Source organism: Nocardia otitidiscaviarum (assembly GCF_007362295.1).
Classification (GTDB): Bacteria; Actinomycetota; Actinomycetes; order Mycobacteriales; family Mycobacteriaceae; genus Nocardia; species Nocardia otitidiscaviarum.
The window spans coordinates 5,709,636-5,728,527 of the sequence record NZ_CP041695.1 but is presented as its reverse complement, the minus strand read 5'-3'; the positions used below and the strand labels follow the sequence as shown (position 1 = coordinate 5,728,527).

Here is an 18,892-nt window from a genome sequence, read left to right as displayed (position 1 = left end):
ACTACCCTGACGCCGCGCGTTTCGCCGACTAACGTGGGTACATGACTGGACCGACGCCCCTTACCCTTGCTTCGATCCGCCAAGCGCCCAAGGCCGTGCTGCACGATCATCTCGACGGCGGGTTACGGCCCGCGACCGTGCTCGAGCTGGCGCGCGACTGCGGCTACGACCAGCTTCCGGCACACGACGCCGAAACCCTCGGGCGCTGGTTCCGAGACGCCGCCGACAGCGGATCGCTCGAACGCTATCTGGAGACCTTCGCCCACACCGTGGCCGTCATGCAGACCCCGGAGGGGCTGCGGCGAGTGGCCCGCGAATGCGCGCTCGACCTCGCCGCCGACGGCGTCGTCTACGCCGAGGTTCGGTTCGCGCCCGAACAGCACCTCGAGGCCGGGCTGACGCTGGACGACGTGGTGCGGCACACCCTCGAGGGCTTCCGCGAAGGTGAGGCACTGGCCGCCGAGGAGGGCCACCCCATCCGCGTCACCTGCCTGCTCACCGCGATGCGGCACGCGGCTCGTTCGCGGGAGATCGCGGAGCTGTCCGTGCGCTGGCGCGATCGCGGCGTATGCGGCTTCGACATCGCCGGCGCCGAAGCCGGATACCCGCCCACCCGGCACCTGGACGCCTTCGAGTACCTGCGGGCCAACCACGCGCACTTCACGATTCACGCCGGTGAGGCATTCGGCCTGCCCTCCATTCACGAGGCGCTGGCCTTCTGCGGCTGCGATCGGCTCGGCCACGGGGTGCGCATCACCGACGACATCGTCGACTCGGCGGACGGCCCCCGGCTTGGCCTGGTCGCGAATTACGTCCGGGACATGCGGATCCCGCTCGAGCTGTGCCCCTCCTCGAATGTGCAGACCGGCGCGGTGCCCTCACTGGAGAAGCACCCGTTCGACCTGCTGGCCCGGCTGCGTTTCCGCGTCACCGTGAACACCGACAACCGGCTGATGAGCGACACCACCATGAGCCGCGAAATGCTCAAGCTCGTCGAGACCTTCGACTACGGCTGGAGCGATCTGGAACGGTTCACCATCAACGCCATGAAGTCCGCCTTCATCCCGTTCCCCGACCGCCTCCGCATCATCGACGAGGTGATCAAACCCGGCTACGCGGTACTCCTGGGCTGAGCCCCGACCCACCGCGCAGCGTCCAACTTCGTTACCGTGGCGAACTATGAGGACTGTGCGCATTCCGAGCCGCTTCAACGGCCCGCCCGGCTCCGGTAACGGCGGCTATGTGGCGGGCCTGCTGGCCGACCAGCACGACGCCCCCACCGTGCGGGTCGTCCTGCGCAGTCCGCCGCCGCTGGACGTGGATCTGCGCTTCGCGGACGGCGACCTGTTCAACGGCGACACCCTGGTCGCGCAGTCGGCCCCCGGTGACTTCACCCGGCCCGCGCCCGCCCCGGTGCCGCTCGCGGCGGCGTCCGACGCCACCAGCGAATACCGGAACAACGACCTGTTCGGCCACTGTTTCGTCTGCGGCAGCCTGCGCTCCGACGGTCTGCGTATCGAACCCGGCCCGGTCGCCGACGGCGTCGTGGCCGCCCCCTGGACCCCCGACGGCACCGTTCCCATCGGGGCGCCGCTGCTCTGGGCCGCCATGGACTGCCCCGGCGCGTGGTCCGTCCCCGGAATGTTCGACCGTCCGGCGGTGCTCGGCTCCATGACCGCTACGATCACCGCCCGGCCCGAACCGGGTGAACAGTGCGTGGTGATCGGAGCCTTCCACAGCGAGGAGGGCCGCAAGGCCCACACCTCCACCGCCCTCTACGGTTCCGACCGCCGTCTGCTGGGCCGCTCCGAACAGATCTGGATTCGTCTCAACGCCGCCTGACGGCACGGCCGGTGAAACCTGCTGTCGCTCAGCCCTTGTGCACGCTGAGGCGGCTCTCGAAGCCCTGCTCCAACGCCCTCCACGCCTCCGCCTCGGCGGCGAACGGCGGGTTCGGCGCCAGCCGGGTCGGGTCCGGGTTGAGCAGGTAGGACACGTACCAGCCCAGCGGGGTGGACACCGCCAGCGCCGTCTCCACCGCGTCGTCGTCGGCGTAATCGGCGGCGTCGGTGAACAATTCGACCGCCAGGTCGAGCTGGTCCACATCCACGGCCTTCGGACCCTCGGCGAGGTCGTCGGCCAGGCCGGGCAGCACGTAGACGTTCTCGTCGGTCACCTCGACCTCGAGCGAGCCGTCCACGGCGGCGGTCTGCACCTCGCCGTAGGTGCTCACCTGCGCCAGATCGTGGTCGTGCTCGTCGGCCAGGTAGCGGGCCAGCGCGCGTTCGGATCCGAAGACGGTGATGGTGCCGTCGGTGCCGAGGAAGACCGGCTCGTCGTCGAGGTAGCAGCGCAGCGTGAAGTAGACGCCCTCGGAGGTGACGATCTTGACCGGGTCGATGCCGACCTCGTGCCAGAACGACTCGTCCTCGTCGTCGTCCTCCTCGTCGAGGTCGACCGGCTCGATATCCTCGTCGGTCTCGGCCGCGTCCTCGGCGTCGACGATATTCTCCTCCGCCGCAAGCAGTTCGGCCTCCGCGACCGCGACCGCGTCGGCATCCACCTCCGGCGTCTTCACCACCGAGTCGACGGCGTCGAGCACGGAGTCCCAGTCCTTGGCGATGGCCGCGCCGATCTGGTCCCAGAGCTCGAGTCCCTCCTGGCCGGTGAAGGCGCTCACCCCGGCGGGCAGCGCGCCCAGCACCGGATGCGAGCCGAAGAACTTGGTGATCACGTCGAGTTCGCAGACCTCGCCGATATTGCGCACCATGTCGAGGGTTTCCTCGAGCTCGGCGACGACCTCCGGGTCCGGATCGCCCGCCGCCAGCTCCAGCACGCCGACGAGGTCGAAGACGTACTGCTCCTCGGGCTCGAGCTCTGCCGCCGACAGCCCGGCGATGATCTTCCACGCCGGGTGGTCGACCAGATCGTTGTCGGAGTCGGTGCGAATGAACGCGGCCAGCTCCGCGACCGACTCGAAACCGTAGAGGGAGTCCTCGTGACCGAGGAACGCCTCCCACTCGTCGTCACCGTCCCGCCAGCGCGGCGCCCACAGGGTGACGAGGTCGCCATTTGTCAGACCGAGCTCGATCGGGACGATGTCTCCAGAAGCCATGACCGGAAGCCTAGCCAGTGGTGGCGTCAGGCACTATCCGGGTTCCCCGCAACATTTCCCGGCGTGAAGGACTCGTTCAACCGGGCAACGATTCGGGACCGCTGCGCACCGGCCTCCGCGGCCGCTCGGCCGCACGCCCAGAGGATCGATTCCGCCACTTCCGCCGGGGGCCGTGAGGTCATGGATTCGGCCAGCCAGAGGCCGGTGAGCGCGCCGTCGCCGTCCACCTCGGCGGTGACCGAACCATCCTCGGCGGCGAATCTGCCGCGCACCCGCTTCAGGTCGTAGAGCGCGGCCTCCAGCGCTTCCAGTTGGTTGGTAACCCCGGTGACCAGGGCGTCCATCTCGGCGCTCATACCGGCTTCACCCAGCTCGTCTGCCCGGTGTCGGCGTCGTCGAGGCGATCGAGCGCCTCGACCGCGGCCCGGCGGGTGGGCAGCCCCAGCCGGTCGAGCGCGTCGTCGGGCAGGCCCGCCTCCGCCAGCAGTTCGCGCCGCCGCGCCTTGGCCGCGATGGCGGACCGCTTGGTCAGCCGCAGGATCTCGTCGGCGAGAGCCTGTGCACCGTAACGGTATTCACCGCGCTCGAAGGAGATCTCCACCGGCATCCCCTGATCGGTGGCGCGCACCGTGACCGTGCCCGCGCGATTGGAACTGCTCGCCGTGGTCACGTTCGGGACCTGCGCTTCGCTCATGCGGTGACCTTCCGGAAGTGGGTGGTTGACCTGTCGGCCCTGGGCTGTGATCGTTCGAGCTGCTGTTCCCCGGCTCGTCCATCGTGCTCCGCTCGGTCGTGCTTCGCCCGTCGTGCTCTGGCGGTTGTGCTCCGCTGGTGGCGCTCCGCCGGTCGTGCTTTCCACCGGACGCCAGCCGCCAGCGGTTTCGGCTCGTCATGCGGTCGGGCGGTAGAACCCGAGGAACCGCATCCCGCTGTTCTCGGTGCGGATCGGGCCCACTTGGACCGGGTCGCCCGCCTCCACCAGTTGGCCGTTGCCGATCACCATGGCCACGTGCCCGTCCCATACCACCAGATCGCCCGGCAGCAATTCTCCCGGACCCACCCGCATATGCCCATCGCCCTGGTGCTGGGCCAGGCGCGGCAGCGGTACGCCCGCCTCCGCGTAGGCCCACTGCGTCAGTCCGCTGCAATCCAGGCCGACGCCGGGAGTGGTGCCGCCCCAGACATACGGGGTGCCGACCGCGCCGAGCGCATTGCGCACGGCATCCGCCGCCTGCTGATTGGGCGCTTCCACGGTACTGCCGTCGGGGAGGGTGAGCTTCACCCCCTGTCCGGTTGAACTGGGCTCGGTGCGGTCCTCGGACAGCGCGCTCGTGCCCAGGGTGCTCATCGCGGCGGGGACGGTGCGTGCGGAGTCGACCGGTCGCGATCTGCTGTCGAACATCCCGGCTCCAGAACCGACCGGACCGTTCGATACGGGTCCGACTGCGGCGGCCGGGGCCACAGCGCCGCCCACCGGTTCGGCCGTGCTCGCCGGACCGGCCGTGCTCGCCGGTGCGGTCGCTGACGCCTCCGCCTCGACCGGTAGGGGAGTGGGTATCGGCTCGGCCAGGTCGAGCAGTGCCGCCGTCTCGTCCTCGAGGTCCACCCGTACCCGGCCCACCACCGCCAGCGCCCGCCCCAGATGCTCGATGGCGGCCGCCACGATCAGGCCGATGCCCGGCGGTGTCGCCGCCGCCGGTCCGAGCGCGGTCACACTCGTCCCGAACGACCGCAGGATCTCCTCCAGCTCGCGCTCCCCGGCGACCACCTCCCCGGACGCGCGCTCCACCACCTCGGCCACGGCCCGGCCGCGATCGGCCAGTTCCGCCACCGCCGTCTGCACCCGCAACCCGGTGCCCAGCGCGGCATCCCCGGCCTCGCCCCGCCACGCGTCGGCCAACCGGTCGACCCCGGCCCGCCCCGAGCCGAGCATCCCGTCGAGCTCATCCGACAACCGCCGCAACGCCTCCACCGCGGCCGCCACCTGCGCCGCATCCCCGAGGCTCGCCCGCAACTCGACGATCGGCCGCGCCAACGCCCCGATATCGACCCCGCTCACCGCACACCCCCACCCGCATCACCCGGCGCCCCCCGCCGCCCCGAGCAACCCCCGCCCCGCCCCGCCCGCACCCGACACCCGGCCGGCCCTGCCGCCCGGTACGACCACCGCGCACAGACCCGTTCCCCGCGCGCCCGCCCCGCACCCCGCCCGGCGGTCACGCGACCACCTCCGCCGCGCTGGGCCGCGAATCCCCGCGTGTGCGCTCCGCGTGCTGCCGGATCGTCGCGCACCTACCTCTGCGCCCGGTCGTGGGGCTTCCGTACGGAAACCCGGCGTCCCCTGTCGAGCGGTCACGTGTGCATCCGCAGCGCGCTCGGTCCCGGGCTTTCGAGGCGTATGCTCCCGTGCCCCGCCAGGCGTTCCCGCCCTCGCCTTCGAGGTGATCGAAGCCGGCTCCAGGACCGGCGGGAAGGTAGTCATCCGGGGCGTCGCCGGGGTGGGGTGCGGTTCTGGGTGTGGAGGCGGCCCGTGTTGTGTTCGGAGTTCGTGTGCCTACACCCGCGCTGGTCGGGTGGCGTCCGAGGCCGGGGGTGGTGTCCACGCGGTGCTGGGTGGCCCGGCGCTCGCCGCTGGGGCGGGTTGTGGTCGCTCGGGTGTGGAGGCGGTCGGTGCTTCGCTCGGTGGTCATGCGTTCATCTCCCCGCTGGTCGGATGGAGTCCTGCGGCGCGGGCGCTGTCCAGGGCGGTATAGGTGGTGGCCGCGCCGGTGGCGGTGGCGGCCATGCTGGCCAGGACGGTGGCGAGGGTGGTGATGGTGGTGAGGTGAGTGGTGTGCGCTGCGGTGTAAGCGGCGAGGAAGTCGGGGGACAGTAGGCCGAAGCGGGGGGTGAGTAGGGGCGGGCCGGCGGGGGTGGCTCGGGTGGCGGCGGCGGTGAGGTCGGCCGCCCGGAGGTAGGTGGTGGTGGCGTAGGTCGCCATGCCGGTCGGGTCGACGGTGAGGTCGTACATCCGAATCCCCCAATCACACGGTGGCCGCCGCGGGCAGCCGTGGTACGTCGGGGACGTCGCGGCGGGCTGCCGACGGCGGAGCGGTTCGTTCATGGGATTGGACGCGGGCGGACCCGGACCGGTTCCGGTCGGCGCGGAAATGCGCAGGCCGTCGGCGTGGCGCGTGGCAACTCGCCGTATCCTCTTCGTACATGCGCACCCAGATCGTCGATCACCCGCTCGCGGCCGCACTGCTCACCACCATGCGCGACGCCCGCACCCCCAATCCGACATTCCGGGCAGCGCTGCGTGATCTCACCGCGCTGCTGGTCTACGAGGCCATGCGGGAAGCGCCGGTCGAGACCTTCCCCATCACCACCCCGGTCGCCGCGGCCGAGGGCACCCGGCTGGCCGCACCGCCGCTGCTGGTTCCGGTGCTGCGCGCGGGGCTGGGCATGGTCGAGACCGCCGAGAATCTGGTCCCGGACGCCCGCATCGGTTTCGTCGGCCTGGCACGCGACGAGAAGACCCACCAGCCGACGCCCTACATGGAATCCCTGCCGGACGACCTGTCCCGGACCCCGGTCATCGTGCTGGATCCCATGCTCGCCACCGGCGGCTCCATGGTCTACACCCTCGACCTGCTGGCCACCCGCAACGCCCGCGACATCACCGTGCTGTGCGTGGTCGCCGCCCCCGAAGGCATTGCCGCCCTGGAGAAGTCGGGCCACGCCATCCGCCTGGTCACCGCCTCGGTGGACCGCGGCCTCAACTCCGAAGCCTTCATCGTCCCCGGCCTCGGCGACGCCGGAGACCGCCAATTCGGCCCCCGCTGAGCATTTTTCGGCCCGGCCGCACGGCCGCTACTTCCGGACGAAGAGTTCCAGGTGTGAGCAGCGGGTGCAGCGGTGGGCGGTGACGGGGAAGCGGCGTTTGCCGAAGCGTCTCGCGCCACCGAACAGGCCGAACTCCAGCGGGCCGGAGATCCAGCGTGAGTAGCCGCGCGACGATTCCCCCGCGTCCTCCAGGAATCCCGGTTCCAGCTCGTGGTGTCCGCACGAGGTGCAGCGTTGACCGTTCATGGTGTGATTCACAGCTTTTCGCAGTACTCCCGGATTCCGGCGAGCCGCTGCTCGGCGGCGGCGCGCGCGGTGGCGAGTTGGGCCGGGTCCGGAACAGGTTCGAAGGTCTCCAGGTAGCACTTGAGCTTTGGTTCGGTGCCGGACGGGCGGACCACCAGGCGCAGCGCGTCGCCCTCGAAGATCAGGGCGTCGGTGCGCATGCGCCCGCGCACCTGGAGCAGATCCGTGGAAGTGACCGGCTCCCCGGCGATTTCGGTGGGCGGCTCGGAGCGCAACCGCGCCACCACGGCCGTGGCCTCGGTGGCGCCGGCCAGGCGCAGCGACACCTGGGCACCGGCGTGTACGCCGAATTCGACCGCGTAGTCGTCGAGTACGTCGTCGACGCTGCGTCCGGCGGCCCGCAGCCGCGCCACCAGATCGACCACCGCGACCGCGGCGGAGATACCGTCCTTGTCGCGCACCGCGGCCGGGTCCACACAGTGCCCGATGGCCTCCTCGTAGGCGTAGACCAGCCCGTCGCCCGCGCGGGCCAGCCACTTGAACCCGGTGAGCGTTTCCGCGTAGCGCGCCCCCCGTGCCGGAGCGAGTTTGCTCAACAGCCGTGACGAGACGATGGTGGTCGCGACCAGCGCACCCGGAGCGGCCGTGCGCAGCACGTAATCGCCCAGCAGCACCCCGGTCTCATCCCCGCGCAGCATGCGCCAGCCCCCGCGCCCCGGCACCCCGACCGCACACCGGTCGGCATCCGGATCCAGCGCGATGGCCACATCCGCCCCGACCCGCTCGGCCAGTGCCAGCAGCAGATCGGCGGCCCCCGGCTCCTCCGGATTCGGGAACGCGACGGTGGGAAAGTCCGGATCCGCCGCGAACTGCTCCGTCACCACCTCCACATCCGCGAACCCGGCCGCCCGCAACGCCCGCACCGCGAGCTCACCGCCCACACCGTGCATGGCGGTCAACGCGATACGAACGGGCCTGCGCCACAACCGCTCAGCACCGTCGCCATCGGACGTCCCCACGGTATCGACGGCGGACTCCAGGCCGTATGCACCGGCAGCTCCGGTGGTCGGCGTCGCGCGCACGTTGGCAGCGCTCACCTCGTCGCCGCCCGCGGTCGTACCGCCGATGCGCGCAGTCGCACCCGAGAAGGAGGAGCCCCCGGCGCCGGATGTGGTGGTCGGGGTGGTGAGTCCGCCGGTGCCAGGTCGGGCGGTCGGGGAGGTGGGGGTGCCGGAGCCGGATGCTGGGTCGGCACCGGCGTCCGGTGCCCCCGCACCCGCCACCGGGCTCGCGGACATGGGTGCAGTGCCGACGTCGGTTATCCGTGCTTCGACGGCGGTGGGCGGCGCTTCGGCTGCTGGGGGCCGTGTAGTGGCCCCGGCCGGGATCGTCGGTGCCCTGCGTGATGTGGCGGGTGCCGCACCACCGATGCGGGTCGGCAGCTCGGCGACCCGGGCGAGGTAGCGGCGGACGATCTCCTCGCCCATCTGCGCGACGCTGGCATCGGCGGGGAGCGACAGCAGGCCGGGATCCGGTGCGGCGGAAGCGGGATCGGAGCGGGGGACGGGGGTGGTGACCGCTTCGATCCGCCGTTCGATCTCGGTGTCGGCGGGCGGGACGAGCTGGGAGCCGCCGTCCAGGTAGAGCTTGTAGCCGTTGTCGGTGGCCGGGTTGTGTGAGGCGGTGATCTGCACGCCCGCAACCGCTTTCAGTTCGCGTACCGCGTAGGCCACGATGGGCGTGGGCAGCGGGCGGGGGAGGGGCAGCACCGTGAAACCGGCGGCGGCGAAGACTTCCGCCGTGGCGGCGGCGAATTCCGCCGACCCGTGCCGGGCGTCGCGGCCGACGATCACCAGACCGCCGCCGAGGCAGCGGTCGCGCAGCCAGTCCGCGATTCCGGCGCTGGCGCGCGTCACCGTCTCCACGTTCATACCGTCCGGACCGTCCCGCAGGGGTCCGCGCAGACCGGCGGTGCCGAAGCGCAGCACGAGCGCCTCCTAGAGTCGTTCCAGCACGCCGCGCAGCAACTTCCCCAATCGTGGTGCGGCCGCGTGGCCTTCGGCGAGCACCTCCGCATGCGACAGGTGCGCGCCGGTCACCCCGGCGGCGAGGTTGGTCACCAGCGAGATGCCCAGCACCCGCGCCCCCGCCGCTCGTGCGGCGATGGCCTCCAGCACCGTGGACATGCCGACCAGGTCCGCGCCGATGGTGCGCAGCATCCGGATCTCGGCCGGGGTCTCGTACTGCGGGCCGGTCAGCCCCGCGTACACGCCCTCGGTCAGGCTCGGATCGACTTCCTTTGCCAGGGAACGCAATTCGGGATCCCAGGCATCGACCAGATCCACGAAGTTCGCGCCGACCAGCGGCGTCCGGCCGGTCAGATTGAGGTGGTCGCCGATCAACACCGGCTCGCCGACCTGCAAGCCCTGGCGGATGCCGCCCGCCGCATTGGTGAGCAGCACGGTCCGCGCGCCCGCCGCGATGGCGGTGCGCACCGGATGCACCACCTGCCCGGGTTCGTACCCCTCGTACAGGTGCTGGCGCCCCATGAGTAGCAGTACGGGCGCATCACCCACGCTGACCGAGTGGATCGTGCCCTGGTGTCCCTGCGCCGTCGGCGACCCGAATCCGGGCACCTCGCTCATGGGAATGGAGACGGCCGGCTCCCCGATCTCGAGCGCCGCCTCCTGCCATCCCGACCCGAGCACCACCGCGACTCGGTGCTCCTGCACTCCGGTTCGTTCGGCGATCGCCTCGGCGGCCTGCGCGGCTAGCATGCCGCCCACCCTAGTCCCACTCGATCTCCCGCGCAGTCTCCCATCCACCCCCCGCCCCCTTTGCCCGCTTCCCGAGTCGGGCGGGCGATCAGGGGGAACTGGTGGCGGCGAAACGCGAGAGACCTCCGCCACCAGTTCCCCTTCGCGGGGAACCGGGTGGCTACCCGCGAGTAGGTAGTGGGTGTGGGGTGATTACGCTGCACGCATGCCGTATTTGAAGCGTGACGGGGACGTGTTCGTGCTGTACCTCGGCAATGAGGGGCAGACCGACAGCGAGAACCGTTTTCACCCGGACTGGATCGACGAGGTCCACGCGAAGCTGGATGAGGTCGAGGCGTCCGAGGGACCGGGCGCGCTGGTGACGGTGGCGACCGGCAAGTTCTACTCGAACGGACTCGACACCGACTGGCTGTTCGGCAATTTCGACAAGAACCACTGGTACCTGGACCGGGTGCACTCGCTCTACACCCGCCTGCTGGCCTTCCCCATGCCGACCGTGGCGGCGGTGAACGGCCACGCCTTCGGGGCCGGGGCCATGCTGGCCACCTCGCACGACTTCCGCGTCATGCGCGCCGACCGCGGCTTCTGGTGCCTGCCCGAGGTGCATTTGGGCATGCCGTTCACCGTGGCGATGAACGCGCTGGTCACCGGCAGGCTGACCAATCAGGTGGCGGTCGAGGCCATGACGACCGGACGCCGGTACGCGGCCGATGACGCCATCGCCGCGGGCATCGTGGACGACAAAGCGGATGCGGACCAGTTGCTGGGTGCGGCGGTGGCGCGGGCGGCGGCACTCGCGGGCAACCGCAAACCCAACCTCGCGGTCATCAAGAAGGCGCTGCACGCGCGCACGCTCGAAGGGCTGATGACGCCGACGACGGCGGAGAATCTCGCCTTCAGCGTGGGCTGAGCAAGCCGCTCGCGATGCCCCGCGCGCCAGTGGGCGTGCGGGGCGGACCCGCCCCCGAGCGGCAGGCCGGACGGTATTGGGGGTGCTTTCCGGGGCCGGCCGCTGCGACATTCGGGTGACACAATGCGAGACTGTCTCCCATGTCAGCGCACAGCGGCGGCGATGACCCGAGTTCGAATGGGCGGCAGCGCACTGCCGACCTATCGGTGCATGCTGCCGTGACATCGGCGGATTCGGCGCTGCTGACCGGGGCGGACACGGTGATCGCGGGGGCGCGGGAGCGCCTGGTGGCGCTGTCGCACGCGATTCACGACGAGCCGGAGCTGGCGTTCGAGGAGCGGCGCAGCGCGGCCAAGGTCATCGAACCGCTCGCCGAGCACGGCTTCGAGATCGAGACCGGTGTCGGCGGGCTGCCGACCGCCTTCACCGCCAGCTACGGCCACGGAGACCTGGTGGTCGGCTTGTTTGCCGAGTACGACGCGCTCCCGGAGATCGGCCACGCCTGCGGGCACAACATCATCGCCGCCGCCTCGGTGGGGGCGGGGTTGGGACTCGCCGCGGTGGCCGACCGGCTCGGCATCACGGTGAAGGTCTACGGCACGCCCGCCGAGGAGAGCGGCGGCGGCAAGGTGCTCATGCTCGAGCGCGGTGTGTTCGACGACACGGCCATGGCGCTCATGGTGCATCCGGGTCCCGAGGACATCGTGGGCGCGCATTCACTGGCCCTCGCCGATCTGCAGGTGGTCTTCCACGGACGCGAGGCGCATGCCAGCGCGGCCCCGGAATATGGACGCAATGCGGGGGACGCTGCCACCGTCGCTCAAGTTGCCCTCGGATTGCTGCGTCAACATCTCCTCCCCGGACAGCAACTCCACGGTATAGTCGGATCGGGCGGCGTGGCCCCCAACATCGTGCCCGGACACGCGGAACTGCTGTATTACCTACGAGCAGAGGACTCCGCGGCCCTCGACGATCTGATGCGACGCGCATCGGCGTGCTTCGAGGCTGGTGCCCTGGCTACCGGATGCACACACGACATCCGGCAGCTCGCGCCCACATATACCGAGCTCACGCCCGATGCCGCACTACTGTTGGCGTATCGCGAACAGATCATCGGTCTGGGACGCGCTCCGATTGCCCCGGAACTCGAGGCGGCACGACCGTTGGGCAGTACCGATATGGGCAATGTCACCAATGTCATTCCCGGCATTCACCCGATTATCGGCATCGATGCCGGTGGAGCGGTTACGCACCAGCCCGCCTTCGCGGCCGCCGCCGTGAACGCCTCGGCCGATCGCGCCGTCCTCGACGGGGCAACGGCGCTGGCGAGAACGGCGATACAGGTCGCGAGCGATGAATTACACAGAGACAGGTTGTCGGAACGCGTCAAGCAACGGCAGTTTCAGCGACAGGAGGACATTCGGTGAGTACAACCGGCCGGTCCCCGGTGCGAGGGTTGGGCCCGGAGAAGGCGGCTTGCGTGACCACGGACGGATCCGCGAGCACCGCTTCGGGCGCAGCACGAACCGCAGGCCCGGAGGCGGCGGCTTGCGTGACCAGACCGGGCAGAGCGAGCGCCGCCACGGCAGTACAGACCGGGCGTCACGCGGTCGACGCGTGGCTGTCGGAGCACATGGAAGACCTCATTTCCTGGCGACGGCACATCCACGCGAACCCCGAGCTCTCCCGCACCGAGTTCGGCACCACCGAATTCGTGGAGTCCTGGTTGGTCAAGGCGGGGCTGGAACCGCGGAAACTGCCCAGCGGTACCGGGCTGATCTGCGATATCGGTCCCGACGACGGCCCGCGCATCGGCCTGCGCGCCGATATGGACGCGCTGCCGCTGCAGGAGTACACCGGGCTGCCCTTCGCCTCCACCGTGCCGGGCGTGTCGCACGCCTGCGGGCATGACGCGCACACCACCATCCTGCTCGGCACCGCGCTGGCGCTGGCCGAGGTGCCGGACCTGCCGGTCGGTGTGCGACTGGTGTTCCAGCCCGCCGAGGAGGTCATGCCCGGCGGTGCGCTGGACATGGTCGCCGCGGGCGCCATGGAGGACGTGTCGCGCATGTTCGCGCTGCACTGCGATCCGCGTTTGGAGGTCGGGCGTGTCGGCATCCGCGTGGGTGCCATCACCTCCGCCGCCGACACCGTCGAACTGGTGCTGGACTCGCCCGGCGGGCACACCTCGCGGCCGCATCTGACCAGCGATCTGGTGTACGCCATCGGCACCGTGATCACCGGTCTGCCGGGCCTGCTCAGCCGCCGCATCGATCCGCGCACCAGCACCGTCATGGTGTGGGGCGCGGTGTCGGCGGGCAAGGCGCCCAATGCCATTCCGCAGACCGGCATGCTCACCGGCACCGTGCGCACCGGCGACCACGCGACCTGGTCGCTGCTCGAGCCCATGGTCCGCGAGATCGTGGACGGATTGCTGGCCCCGACCGGCGTGCGGTATCAGCTCAACTACAAGCGTGGCGTGCCGCCGGTGGTGAACGACGAGACCGCCGTGCGCATGTTCGAGGAGTCGATCCGGGCGCTCGGCCCCGACGCGCTGGCCGACACGCCCCAGTCCGGGGGCGGCGAGGACTTCTCCTGGTACCTGGAGGAGGTGCCCGGCGCCATGGCGCGCCTCGGCGTCTGGTCCGGGCACGGCGAGCAGTTGGACCTGCACCAGCCCACCTTCGACATCGACGAACGCGCGTTGGCGGTCGGTGTGCGGGTGATGAGCAACCTGGTGCTGAACGCGCACTGACACGGCGAGATTCGCACACCGGCGATTCGATACGAGCGGGCCGCGCCCCCGGATCGGGGTGCAGCCCGCTCGTGCCGGTAGGTCGCCCGCTCGTGCCGGTAGGGCAGGCGATCGAGTCTGCAGGGCAGCCGGTTCGGCACCCCTGTCGCCGACCTTCGGTGCCGGGCCCAGCGGTGCCGGGCCCGCGGCGGGAACGATGCGCGTACGGGAGCGAGGGGTGGGTCAGAGGCCGAAGGTGCCCGGACCCACGTTCTTGGAGTTGCGGGTGCGTAGCGCGTGCACGTAATCCTCGGGCGCGCCCGCCTTTTCGGCCGCGTCGGCGATGACACCGAGGTAGCGCGCCGAGGGCAGGCCGCCCTCGTAGGCGTCCAGCACGTAGAGCCAGGCCAACACCGGTTGGGTGCCGGTGCCGGGGCTGGGGGTGACGCGGAGCCGGATCTTCTTGTGGATCCCGAAGTCCGAGCCCTCCCAGCGATCGAGGCTCACCTCGTCGTCGTCGGGAACGTCGTAGAGGACGACGAACACGCGCGAACCGGGCTCCTCGACCACCGTCGCCAGCGGTCCCTCCCAGCCGATGTCGTCCCCGGCGAAGGTGAGGCGCCACCCCTCCAGCCAGCCGGTTCCGTACACGGGGGAGTGCGGACAGCGCTTGAGCATCTGCTCCGGATCCATGTTGGATCCATAGGCGGCGTAAATCGGCACTGTATGAGCCTATCGAATGAACCCACCCGGCGTTCCCGATCCCCGATCACGCGGTGTCGCCCGCGCGCGTTTTGCCGCAGCCCAGCCGCCACGCGTCGGCCCGACTGTCGCGCGCGCCACAATGGCGGCAGGGCCGTGCGAATACCGGGCGAATTCACACCGGATGCGGTCGGATGTGTACAGACCTGTCCCGATAACGTTGAGAGCGGTGCCGGAGATCCCGGTTGCCGAGCTGAAGCGGAGGAACAATGACCCGCATTGCGATCATCGGAGGCGGCCCCGCCGGATACGAGGCGGCGCTGGTGGCGGCCCAACACGGGGCGCCGGTCACGCTGATCGACAGTGACGGCATCGGCGGCGCGTGTGTGCTGTGGGATTGCGTGCCGTCCAAGACCTTCATCGCGTCCACCGGGGTGCGCACCGATCTGCGGCGCGCCCGCGATCTGGGCATCACCGTGCACCCGTCGCAGGCGCAGGTGCGGCTGGCCGAGGTGAACTCCCGCGTGAAGGCGCTCGCACAGGCGCAGTCCTCGGATATCAAGACCAAGTTGCAGACCGCGGGCGTGACCGTGCTGCACGGTCGCGGCGAGATCATCGACCAGGCCCCGGGTCTGGCCACCCACCTGGTGAAGGCCACCACCTTCGACGGTCAGGAGCGCGTGCTCGAGGCCGAGGTGGTGCTGATCGCGACCGGTGCCAGCCCGCGCGTGCTGCCCGGCGCGGAGCCCGACGGCGAGCGCATCCTCAACTGGCGGCAGCTCTACGACCTCAAGGAACTCCCGGAGACCCTGGTGGTGGTCGGCTCCGGTGTCACGGGCGCCGAGTTCGTCTCCGCCTACACCGAGATGGGCGTGAAGGTGAAGATGGTCTCCTCCCGCGACCGCGTCATGCCCGGTGAGGACGCCGACGCCGCGCTGGTGCTCGAGGACGCCCTCGCCGAGCGCGGTGTGGAACTGGTCAAGCACGCCCGCGCCGACGCGGTCGAGCGCACCGCGGACGGCATTGTGGCGAAACTCTCCGACGGCCGCACCGTCACCGGCTCGCACGCCCTGATGACCGTGGGCTCGGTGCCCAATACCCAGGGGCTGGGCCTGGAGCGTCTCGGCATCGAGCTCGACAAGGGGGGTTACCTGCGCGTCGATCGCGTCTCGCGCACCACCGCGACGGGCGTCTACGCCGCGGGCGACTGCACCGGCCTGCTGCCGCTGGCCTCGGTGGCCGCCATGCAGGGCCGCATCGCCATGTATCACGCGCTGGGCGAGGGCGTGCAGCCGATTCGTCTCAAGACCGTGGCCTCGGCGGTGTTCACCCGCCCGGAGATCGCGACCGTCGGCGTCAGCCAGACCGCCATCGACAACGGCGAGGTTCCCGCCCGCACGGTCATGCTGCCGTTGAACACCAACCCGCGTGCCAAGATGTCGGGCCTGCGCCGGGGTTTCGTCAAGATCTTCTGCCGTCCGGCGACCGGTGTGGTGATCGGCGGCGTGGTGGTGGCCCCGATCGCGTCCGAGCTGATCCTGCCGATCGCGCTGGCGGTGCAGAACAACCTCACGGTGAACGATCTGGCGCAGACGTTCTCGGTGTATCCCTCCCTTACCGGCTCCGTTACCGAGGCGGCGCGCCAGCTCATGCGTCATGATGATCTCGACTGACGGGTGAACATCCGGTGGTGGGAATACCTGCCGCCTTGCCGCTGGCCGCGCAGTGTGATTCACTTCGCGGCGGGAAAGCGATCGGTCGGGCGATCGCGAGATTGTCGGGGGTGCAACCCTTTCCGGTCCCTACCGGTGCGAACTCGCGGTCACCCGCGTGACGCGCGCGGGATGAGGGATCGAAAGGGATACACGAGAAGTGAAGCACCGCAAGCCGAACCGCATGAAGGTGAGCACCTCCCTAACGGTGGCGGGTGCGGCCGTGGCGGCCACACTGATGTCCACCCCGGCCAATGCCGTTCCGAACGATCCCAACGCCTCGCCGACCGCGCCGGCGCAGCCGGGTGAGGGCGAGAACCCGGAGGTACAGCCCCGCACGGGTGGCGCCCCGGCCCCGCAGCCGGACAACACCCGCAAGCCCGAGAACCGGCCCACGCCGAGCCAGCCGGGCGTCAATCCGGAGCAGCCGGTACCGCAGGGGGAGACCCCGGGCACGCAGCCGGGGACCACGCAGCCCGGCACCACGGAGCCGGGGACTCAGCCCGGCACGACGCAGCCCGGCACCCAGACCGACCCCGGCGCACCGGCCGAGCCCGGCGCCCAGACGCCGCAGCCGTCGCCGTCGCAGCCCGGTGTGACCACCCCGCGGGTGGCGCCGCTGCCGGTGCCGGGTCAGCAGAATCCGGCCGAGCCCGCCGTGAACACCCCGCGCCAGCCGGGCACCACCATTCCGGCGCAGCCGGAGGCGCAGGCCCCCGAGGCCGACGCGGAGGCGGTCCAGCCGGACGAGGAGACCCCGGTCGACACCCTGACGAGCCCGGAGACGGTGCAGCCGCGCTGGGAGGCCCCCGTGGTCGAGACCGCTCCCGCCGCGCCCGTGGTGGAGATGACGGGCCCGCACACCGAGGTCGGCGCGAACGTCGACGGCGGTGCGCTGCTGCCCGGTTTCGCGGCCAACACCCACCACTTCAGCAACCTGGACGGCTACGTCGGCACCGTCGGCTACAGCACCCCGGGCGGCTACGGTGAGGCCGGTGTCTCGCTGGAGTTCATCGAGGCCAACACCATCAAGGTGACCGGCTTCGTCGGTGGCGGCGGCGCCGAGGACCGCAAGGTCGAGTTCACCGTGGACACCACCCAGGCCAATGCGGCCAAGGCGGCCGCCGAGGGCTGGATCCGCCTGCAGCCGGGTGGCTCCGCGGCACTGGCGGCGCTGGGCGAAATTGGTAAGCTCCCGCAGGGCGAATTGCCCGCCCAGACGATCGAGGTCGGCGGTGCGACCACCCAGTGGGGTGGTTCGGTCCAGTACTGACCTCGAGGTCGAATCCGGCAGCTGAGTTTGTCGCGTGGGGGCGGTCGTTCGCGGCCGCCCTCAGTGCATGCGTGGGGAAAGGACACCGGTGATGGGTTCCGGCAAGGATGAGACCGCGGACGCCGCGAACGCGCAGTCCGGGCTCCCGCCGGAGTCGGACGGGTTGGAGTCGCGCCCCACGGAGCAGTTGTCGCGCGATGCGGTGACGGCCGACGCGGAGCCGACGGCCGATCCGGACGCGCAGGAGACCGAGCAGCTGTCGCGCCGCGATTTTCCCGACAGCGCGCGAAACGGCACGGAAGACGCGGGTTTCGGCCCGCCGCTGACGGAATTCGGCCCGCCGCAGGGCGAGTTCGGTCCGCCGCAGGGCGAGTTCGGTCCGCCGCAGGGCGAGTTCGGTCCGCCGCAGAGTGATTTCGGCCCGCCGCTCTCCGATTTCGGTCCGCCGCTGTCGGAGTTCGGCAAGGCTCCGGATTCGGGTGCCGCGGCGTGGACTCCGGCCGCGCCGCCGTCGCCCAGCCCCGAGATCGGGTGGCGGCCGGTGGACGGACCGCAGTACCGTGCGCCGGAATCGACTCCTGCGCCGCCGACCGCGCGGTTTGATTCCGCCGCCAACCCGGACGCCACCGTGCGCCTGTCCGGCGACCAGGTGCCGCCCGCGCCGAAGAAGTCCTCGGGCTGGGCCGTCGCGGGCGGGATCAACACCACCAACTCCGGTCGCGAGTCGTCGTGGCTGCGCGGCGGCGGTGAGTCGGGTTACCCGCCACCCGCCGCGCCGGAACCGGCGCGCTCGTCCACCTCGGCGTCGAAATCCACCGGCACGGAACGGGAATCGCTGTCGTGGGCGGATGATCCCATCGGCAAGATGCTCGCGCCGAAGACCGCGCCGCCACCGCCGCCCGAGCCGGAGAGCCGCGGCCGGAGTCGGCTGCTGCTGGTCGCGGGCGCGGTCGTGGCGTTGATCGCCGTCGTGGTGACGGTCGCGCTGATCACCCGGGGCGGCGGCTCCGACGACGGTGCGTCCGCCGATCCGCTTCCGGTCACCACCGGGGCGGCGGCCACGAGCAGTGCCGCCCTGAGCTGTCCGGCCCGCAAGGACGGCAAGGTCACGGTCGGCAACGGCCCGGGGTCCACCGCCTCCGGGGCGGAGGCGATCCTGGGCTTCCAGCACGCCTTCTACGCGCAGCGCAGCGGCACCAAGGCGCGCGAGTTCGTGGCTCCGGACGCGTTGAACATCTCCCCGGCCGACACCATTCAGCAGGCCATCGACGAGGTGATTCCGGCGGGCACCACCTACTGCCTGCGCATTGTGGAGATCACCCCGGACATCTTCGACGCCGACCTCACCGAGCACCGCCCGGACGGCACCACCACCGTGTACCGGCAGCACATCACCACGGTCAACCGTGACGGCAGGCATCTGATCGTCGCCATCAACGAGCGTCCCTGAGCGCAGGCGGCGGGTCGGGCCCGCCGCCTGCGCGGGTGCGGCCGCTGTGCGCGCCCCGGTACCGGCTAGAACACAGAAGATCTCAGAATATGAGAATCACATTTCATATTCTGGTAGCGCTGTGAAACAGTGGAGTTCCGCGAACCCC

Annotated in this window: 18 protein-coding genes; 9 read left to right on the top strand and 9 right to left on the bottom strand. The window is 70.7% G+C overall.

Annotation, left to right across the window (positions count from 1 at the left end):
* Nucleotides 1-41: 41 nt before the first annotated feature.
* Nucleotides 42-1,133 carry an adenosine deaminase gene (locus FOH10_RS25800; protein ID WP_029925575.1) on the top strand — a complete coding sequence of 364 codons (1,092 nt, stop codon included), beginning with the start codon at nt 42-44 and terminating at the stop codon, nt 1,131-1,133.
* A 46-nt stretch (nt 1,134-1,179) separates the two neighbouring features.
* Entirely contained in the window at nt 1,180-1,842 is a 663-nt protein-coding gene (locus FOH10_RS25795; protein WP_143982666.1) for a hypothetical protein, read from the top strand.
* A gap of 28 nt (nt 1,843-1,870) precedes the next feature.
* Here FOH10_RS25795 and FOH10_RS25790 read toward each other — a convergent pair whose 3' ends face one another.
* From FOH10_RS25790 to FOH10_RS25770, 5 genes are all read right to left on the bottom strand, one after another.
* Nucleotides 1,871-3,115, bottom strand: a complete 1,245-nt coding sequence (locus FOH10_RS25790) for a primosomal protein (protein ID WP_143982665.1) — start codon at nt 3,113-3,115, stop codon at nt 1,871-1,873.
* A 26-nt stretch (nt 3,116-3,141) separates the two neighbouring features.
* Entirely contained in the window at nt 3,142-3,471 is a 330-nt protein-coding gene (locus FOH10_RS25785) for a YbaB/EbfC family DNA-binding protein (RefSeq protein ID WP_143982664.1), read from the bottom strand.
* Complete coding sequence (locus tag FOH10_RS25780) at nt 3,468-3,809, bottom strand: hypothetical protein (protein WP_143982663.1); 342 nt, start codon at nt 3,807-3,809, stop codon at nt 3,468-3,470. Before FOH10_RS25780 ends, FOH10_RS25785 begins: the two co-directional genes overlap by 4 nt.
* A gap of 195 nt (nt 3,810-4,004) precedes the next feature.
* Entirely contained in the window at nt 4,005-5,174 is a 1,170-nt protein-coding gene (locus tag FOH10_RS25775) for a C40 family peptidase (protein WP_143982662.1), read from the bottom strand.
* Between the two features lie 627 nt (nt 5,175-5,801).
* Nucleotides 5,802-6,125 carry a type VII secretion target gene (locus FOH10_RS25770; RefSeq protein ID WP_186000588.1) on the bottom strand — a complete coding sequence of 108 codons (324 nt, stop codon included), beginning with the start codon at nt 6,123-6,125 and terminating at the stop codon, nt 5,802-5,804.
* 191 nt (nt 6,126-6,316) lie between these two features.
* Here FOH10_RS25770 and upp point away from each other — a divergent pair, with 191 nt between their 5' ends.
* Nucleotides 6,317-6,940, top strand: a complete 624-nt coding sequence (gene upp, locus FOH10_RS25765; RefSeq protein WP_143982660.1) for a uracil phosphoribosyltransferase — start codon at nt 6,317-6,319, stop codon at nt 6,938-6,940.
* Nucleotides 6,941-6,967: 27 nt separating this feature from the next.
* Here the strand turns inward: upp and FOH10_RS25760 are convergent, their stop codons facing one another.
* From FOH10_RS25760 to FOH10_RS25750, 3 genes are all read right to left on the bottom strand, one after another.
* Nucleotides 6,968-7,186: a hypothetical protein gene (locus FOH10_RS25760; RefSeq protein WP_143982659.1), complete on the bottom strand. Its 219-nt coding sequence runs from the start codon at nt 7,184-7,186 to the stop codon at nt 6,968-6,970.
* Between the two features lie 8 nt (nt 7,187-7,194).
* Complete coding sequence (locus FOH10_RS25755; protein WP_244962122.1) at nt 7,195-9,117, bottom strand: phosphohexomutase domain-containing protein; 1,923 nt, start codon at nt 9,115-9,117, stop codon at nt 7,195-7,197.
* 66 nt (nt 9,118-9,183) lie between these two features.
* On the bottom strand, nt 9,184-9,963 hold the full coding sequence (locus FOH10_RS25750; protein WP_143982657.1) for a purine-nucleoside phosphorylase: 780 nt from the start codon (nt 9,961-9,963) through the stop codon (nt 9,184-9,186).
* A gap of 205 nt (nt 9,964-10,168) precedes the next feature.
* Between FOH10_RS25750 and FOH10_RS25745 the strand changes: the two genes are divergently transcribed.
* From FOH10_RS25745 to FOH10_RS25735, 3 genes are all read left to right on the top strand, one after another.
* The gene (locus tag FOH10_RS25745; protein WP_143982656.1) at nt 10,169-10,873 is read left to right on the top strand and encodes an enoyl-CoA hydratase-related protein; all 705 of its coding nucleotides are present in this window, start codon (nt 10,169-10,171) and stop codon (nt 10,871-10,873) included.
* A gap of 218 nt (nt 10,874-11,091) precedes the next feature.
* Nucleotides 11,092-12,300 (top strand): M20 family metallopeptidase, encoded by a 1,209-nt coding sequence (locus FOH10_RS25740; protein ID WP_425326102.1) that lies wholly within the window; start codon nt 11,092-11,094, stop codon nt 12,298-12,300.
* A 206-nt stretch (nt 12,301-12,506) separates the two neighbouring features.
* Complete coding sequence (locus tag FOH10_RS25735; protein ID WP_051036920.1) at nt 12,507-13,628, top strand: M20 family metallopeptidase; 1,122 nt, start codon at nt 12,507-12,509, stop codon at nt 13,626-13,628.
* A gap of 222 nt (nt 13,629-13,850) precedes the next feature.
* Here the strand turns inward: FOH10_RS25735 and FOH10_RS25730 are convergent, their stop codons facing one another.
* Nucleotides 13,851-14,330, bottom strand: a complete 480-nt coding sequence (locus FOH10_RS25730) for a gamma-glutamylcyclotransferase family protein (RefSeq protein WP_029925601.1) — start codon at nt 14,328-14,330, stop codon at nt 13,851-13,853.
* Nucleotides 14,331-14,578: 248 nt separating this feature from the next.
* Between FOH10_RS25730 and FOH10_RS25725 the strand changes: the two genes are divergently transcribed.
* From FOH10_RS25725 to FOH10_RS25715, 3 genes are all read left to right on the top strand, one after another.
* Nucleotides 14,579-15,982, top strand: coding sequence for an NAD(P)H-quinone dehydrogenase (locus FOH10_RS25725; protein WP_143982654.1), 1,404 nt, complete (start codon nt 14,579-14,581; stop codon nt 15,980-15,982).
* Between the two features lie 229 nt (nt 15,983-16,211).
* On the top strand, nt 16,212-17,294 hold the full coding sequence (locus FOH10_RS25720) for a hypothetical protein (RefSeq protein ID WP_244961375.1): 1,083 nt from the start codon (nt 16,212-16,214) through the stop codon (nt 17,292-17,294).
* Nucleotides 17,295-17,385: 91 nt separating this feature from the next.
* Nucleotides 17,386-18,744 (top strand): DUF8176 domain-containing protein, encoded by a 1,359-nt coding sequence (locus FOH10_RS25715; RefSeq protein ID WP_244961374.1) that lies wholly within the window; start codon nt 17,386-17,388, stop codon nt 18,742-18,744.
* Nucleotides 18,745-18,892 lie beyond the last annotated feature (148 nt).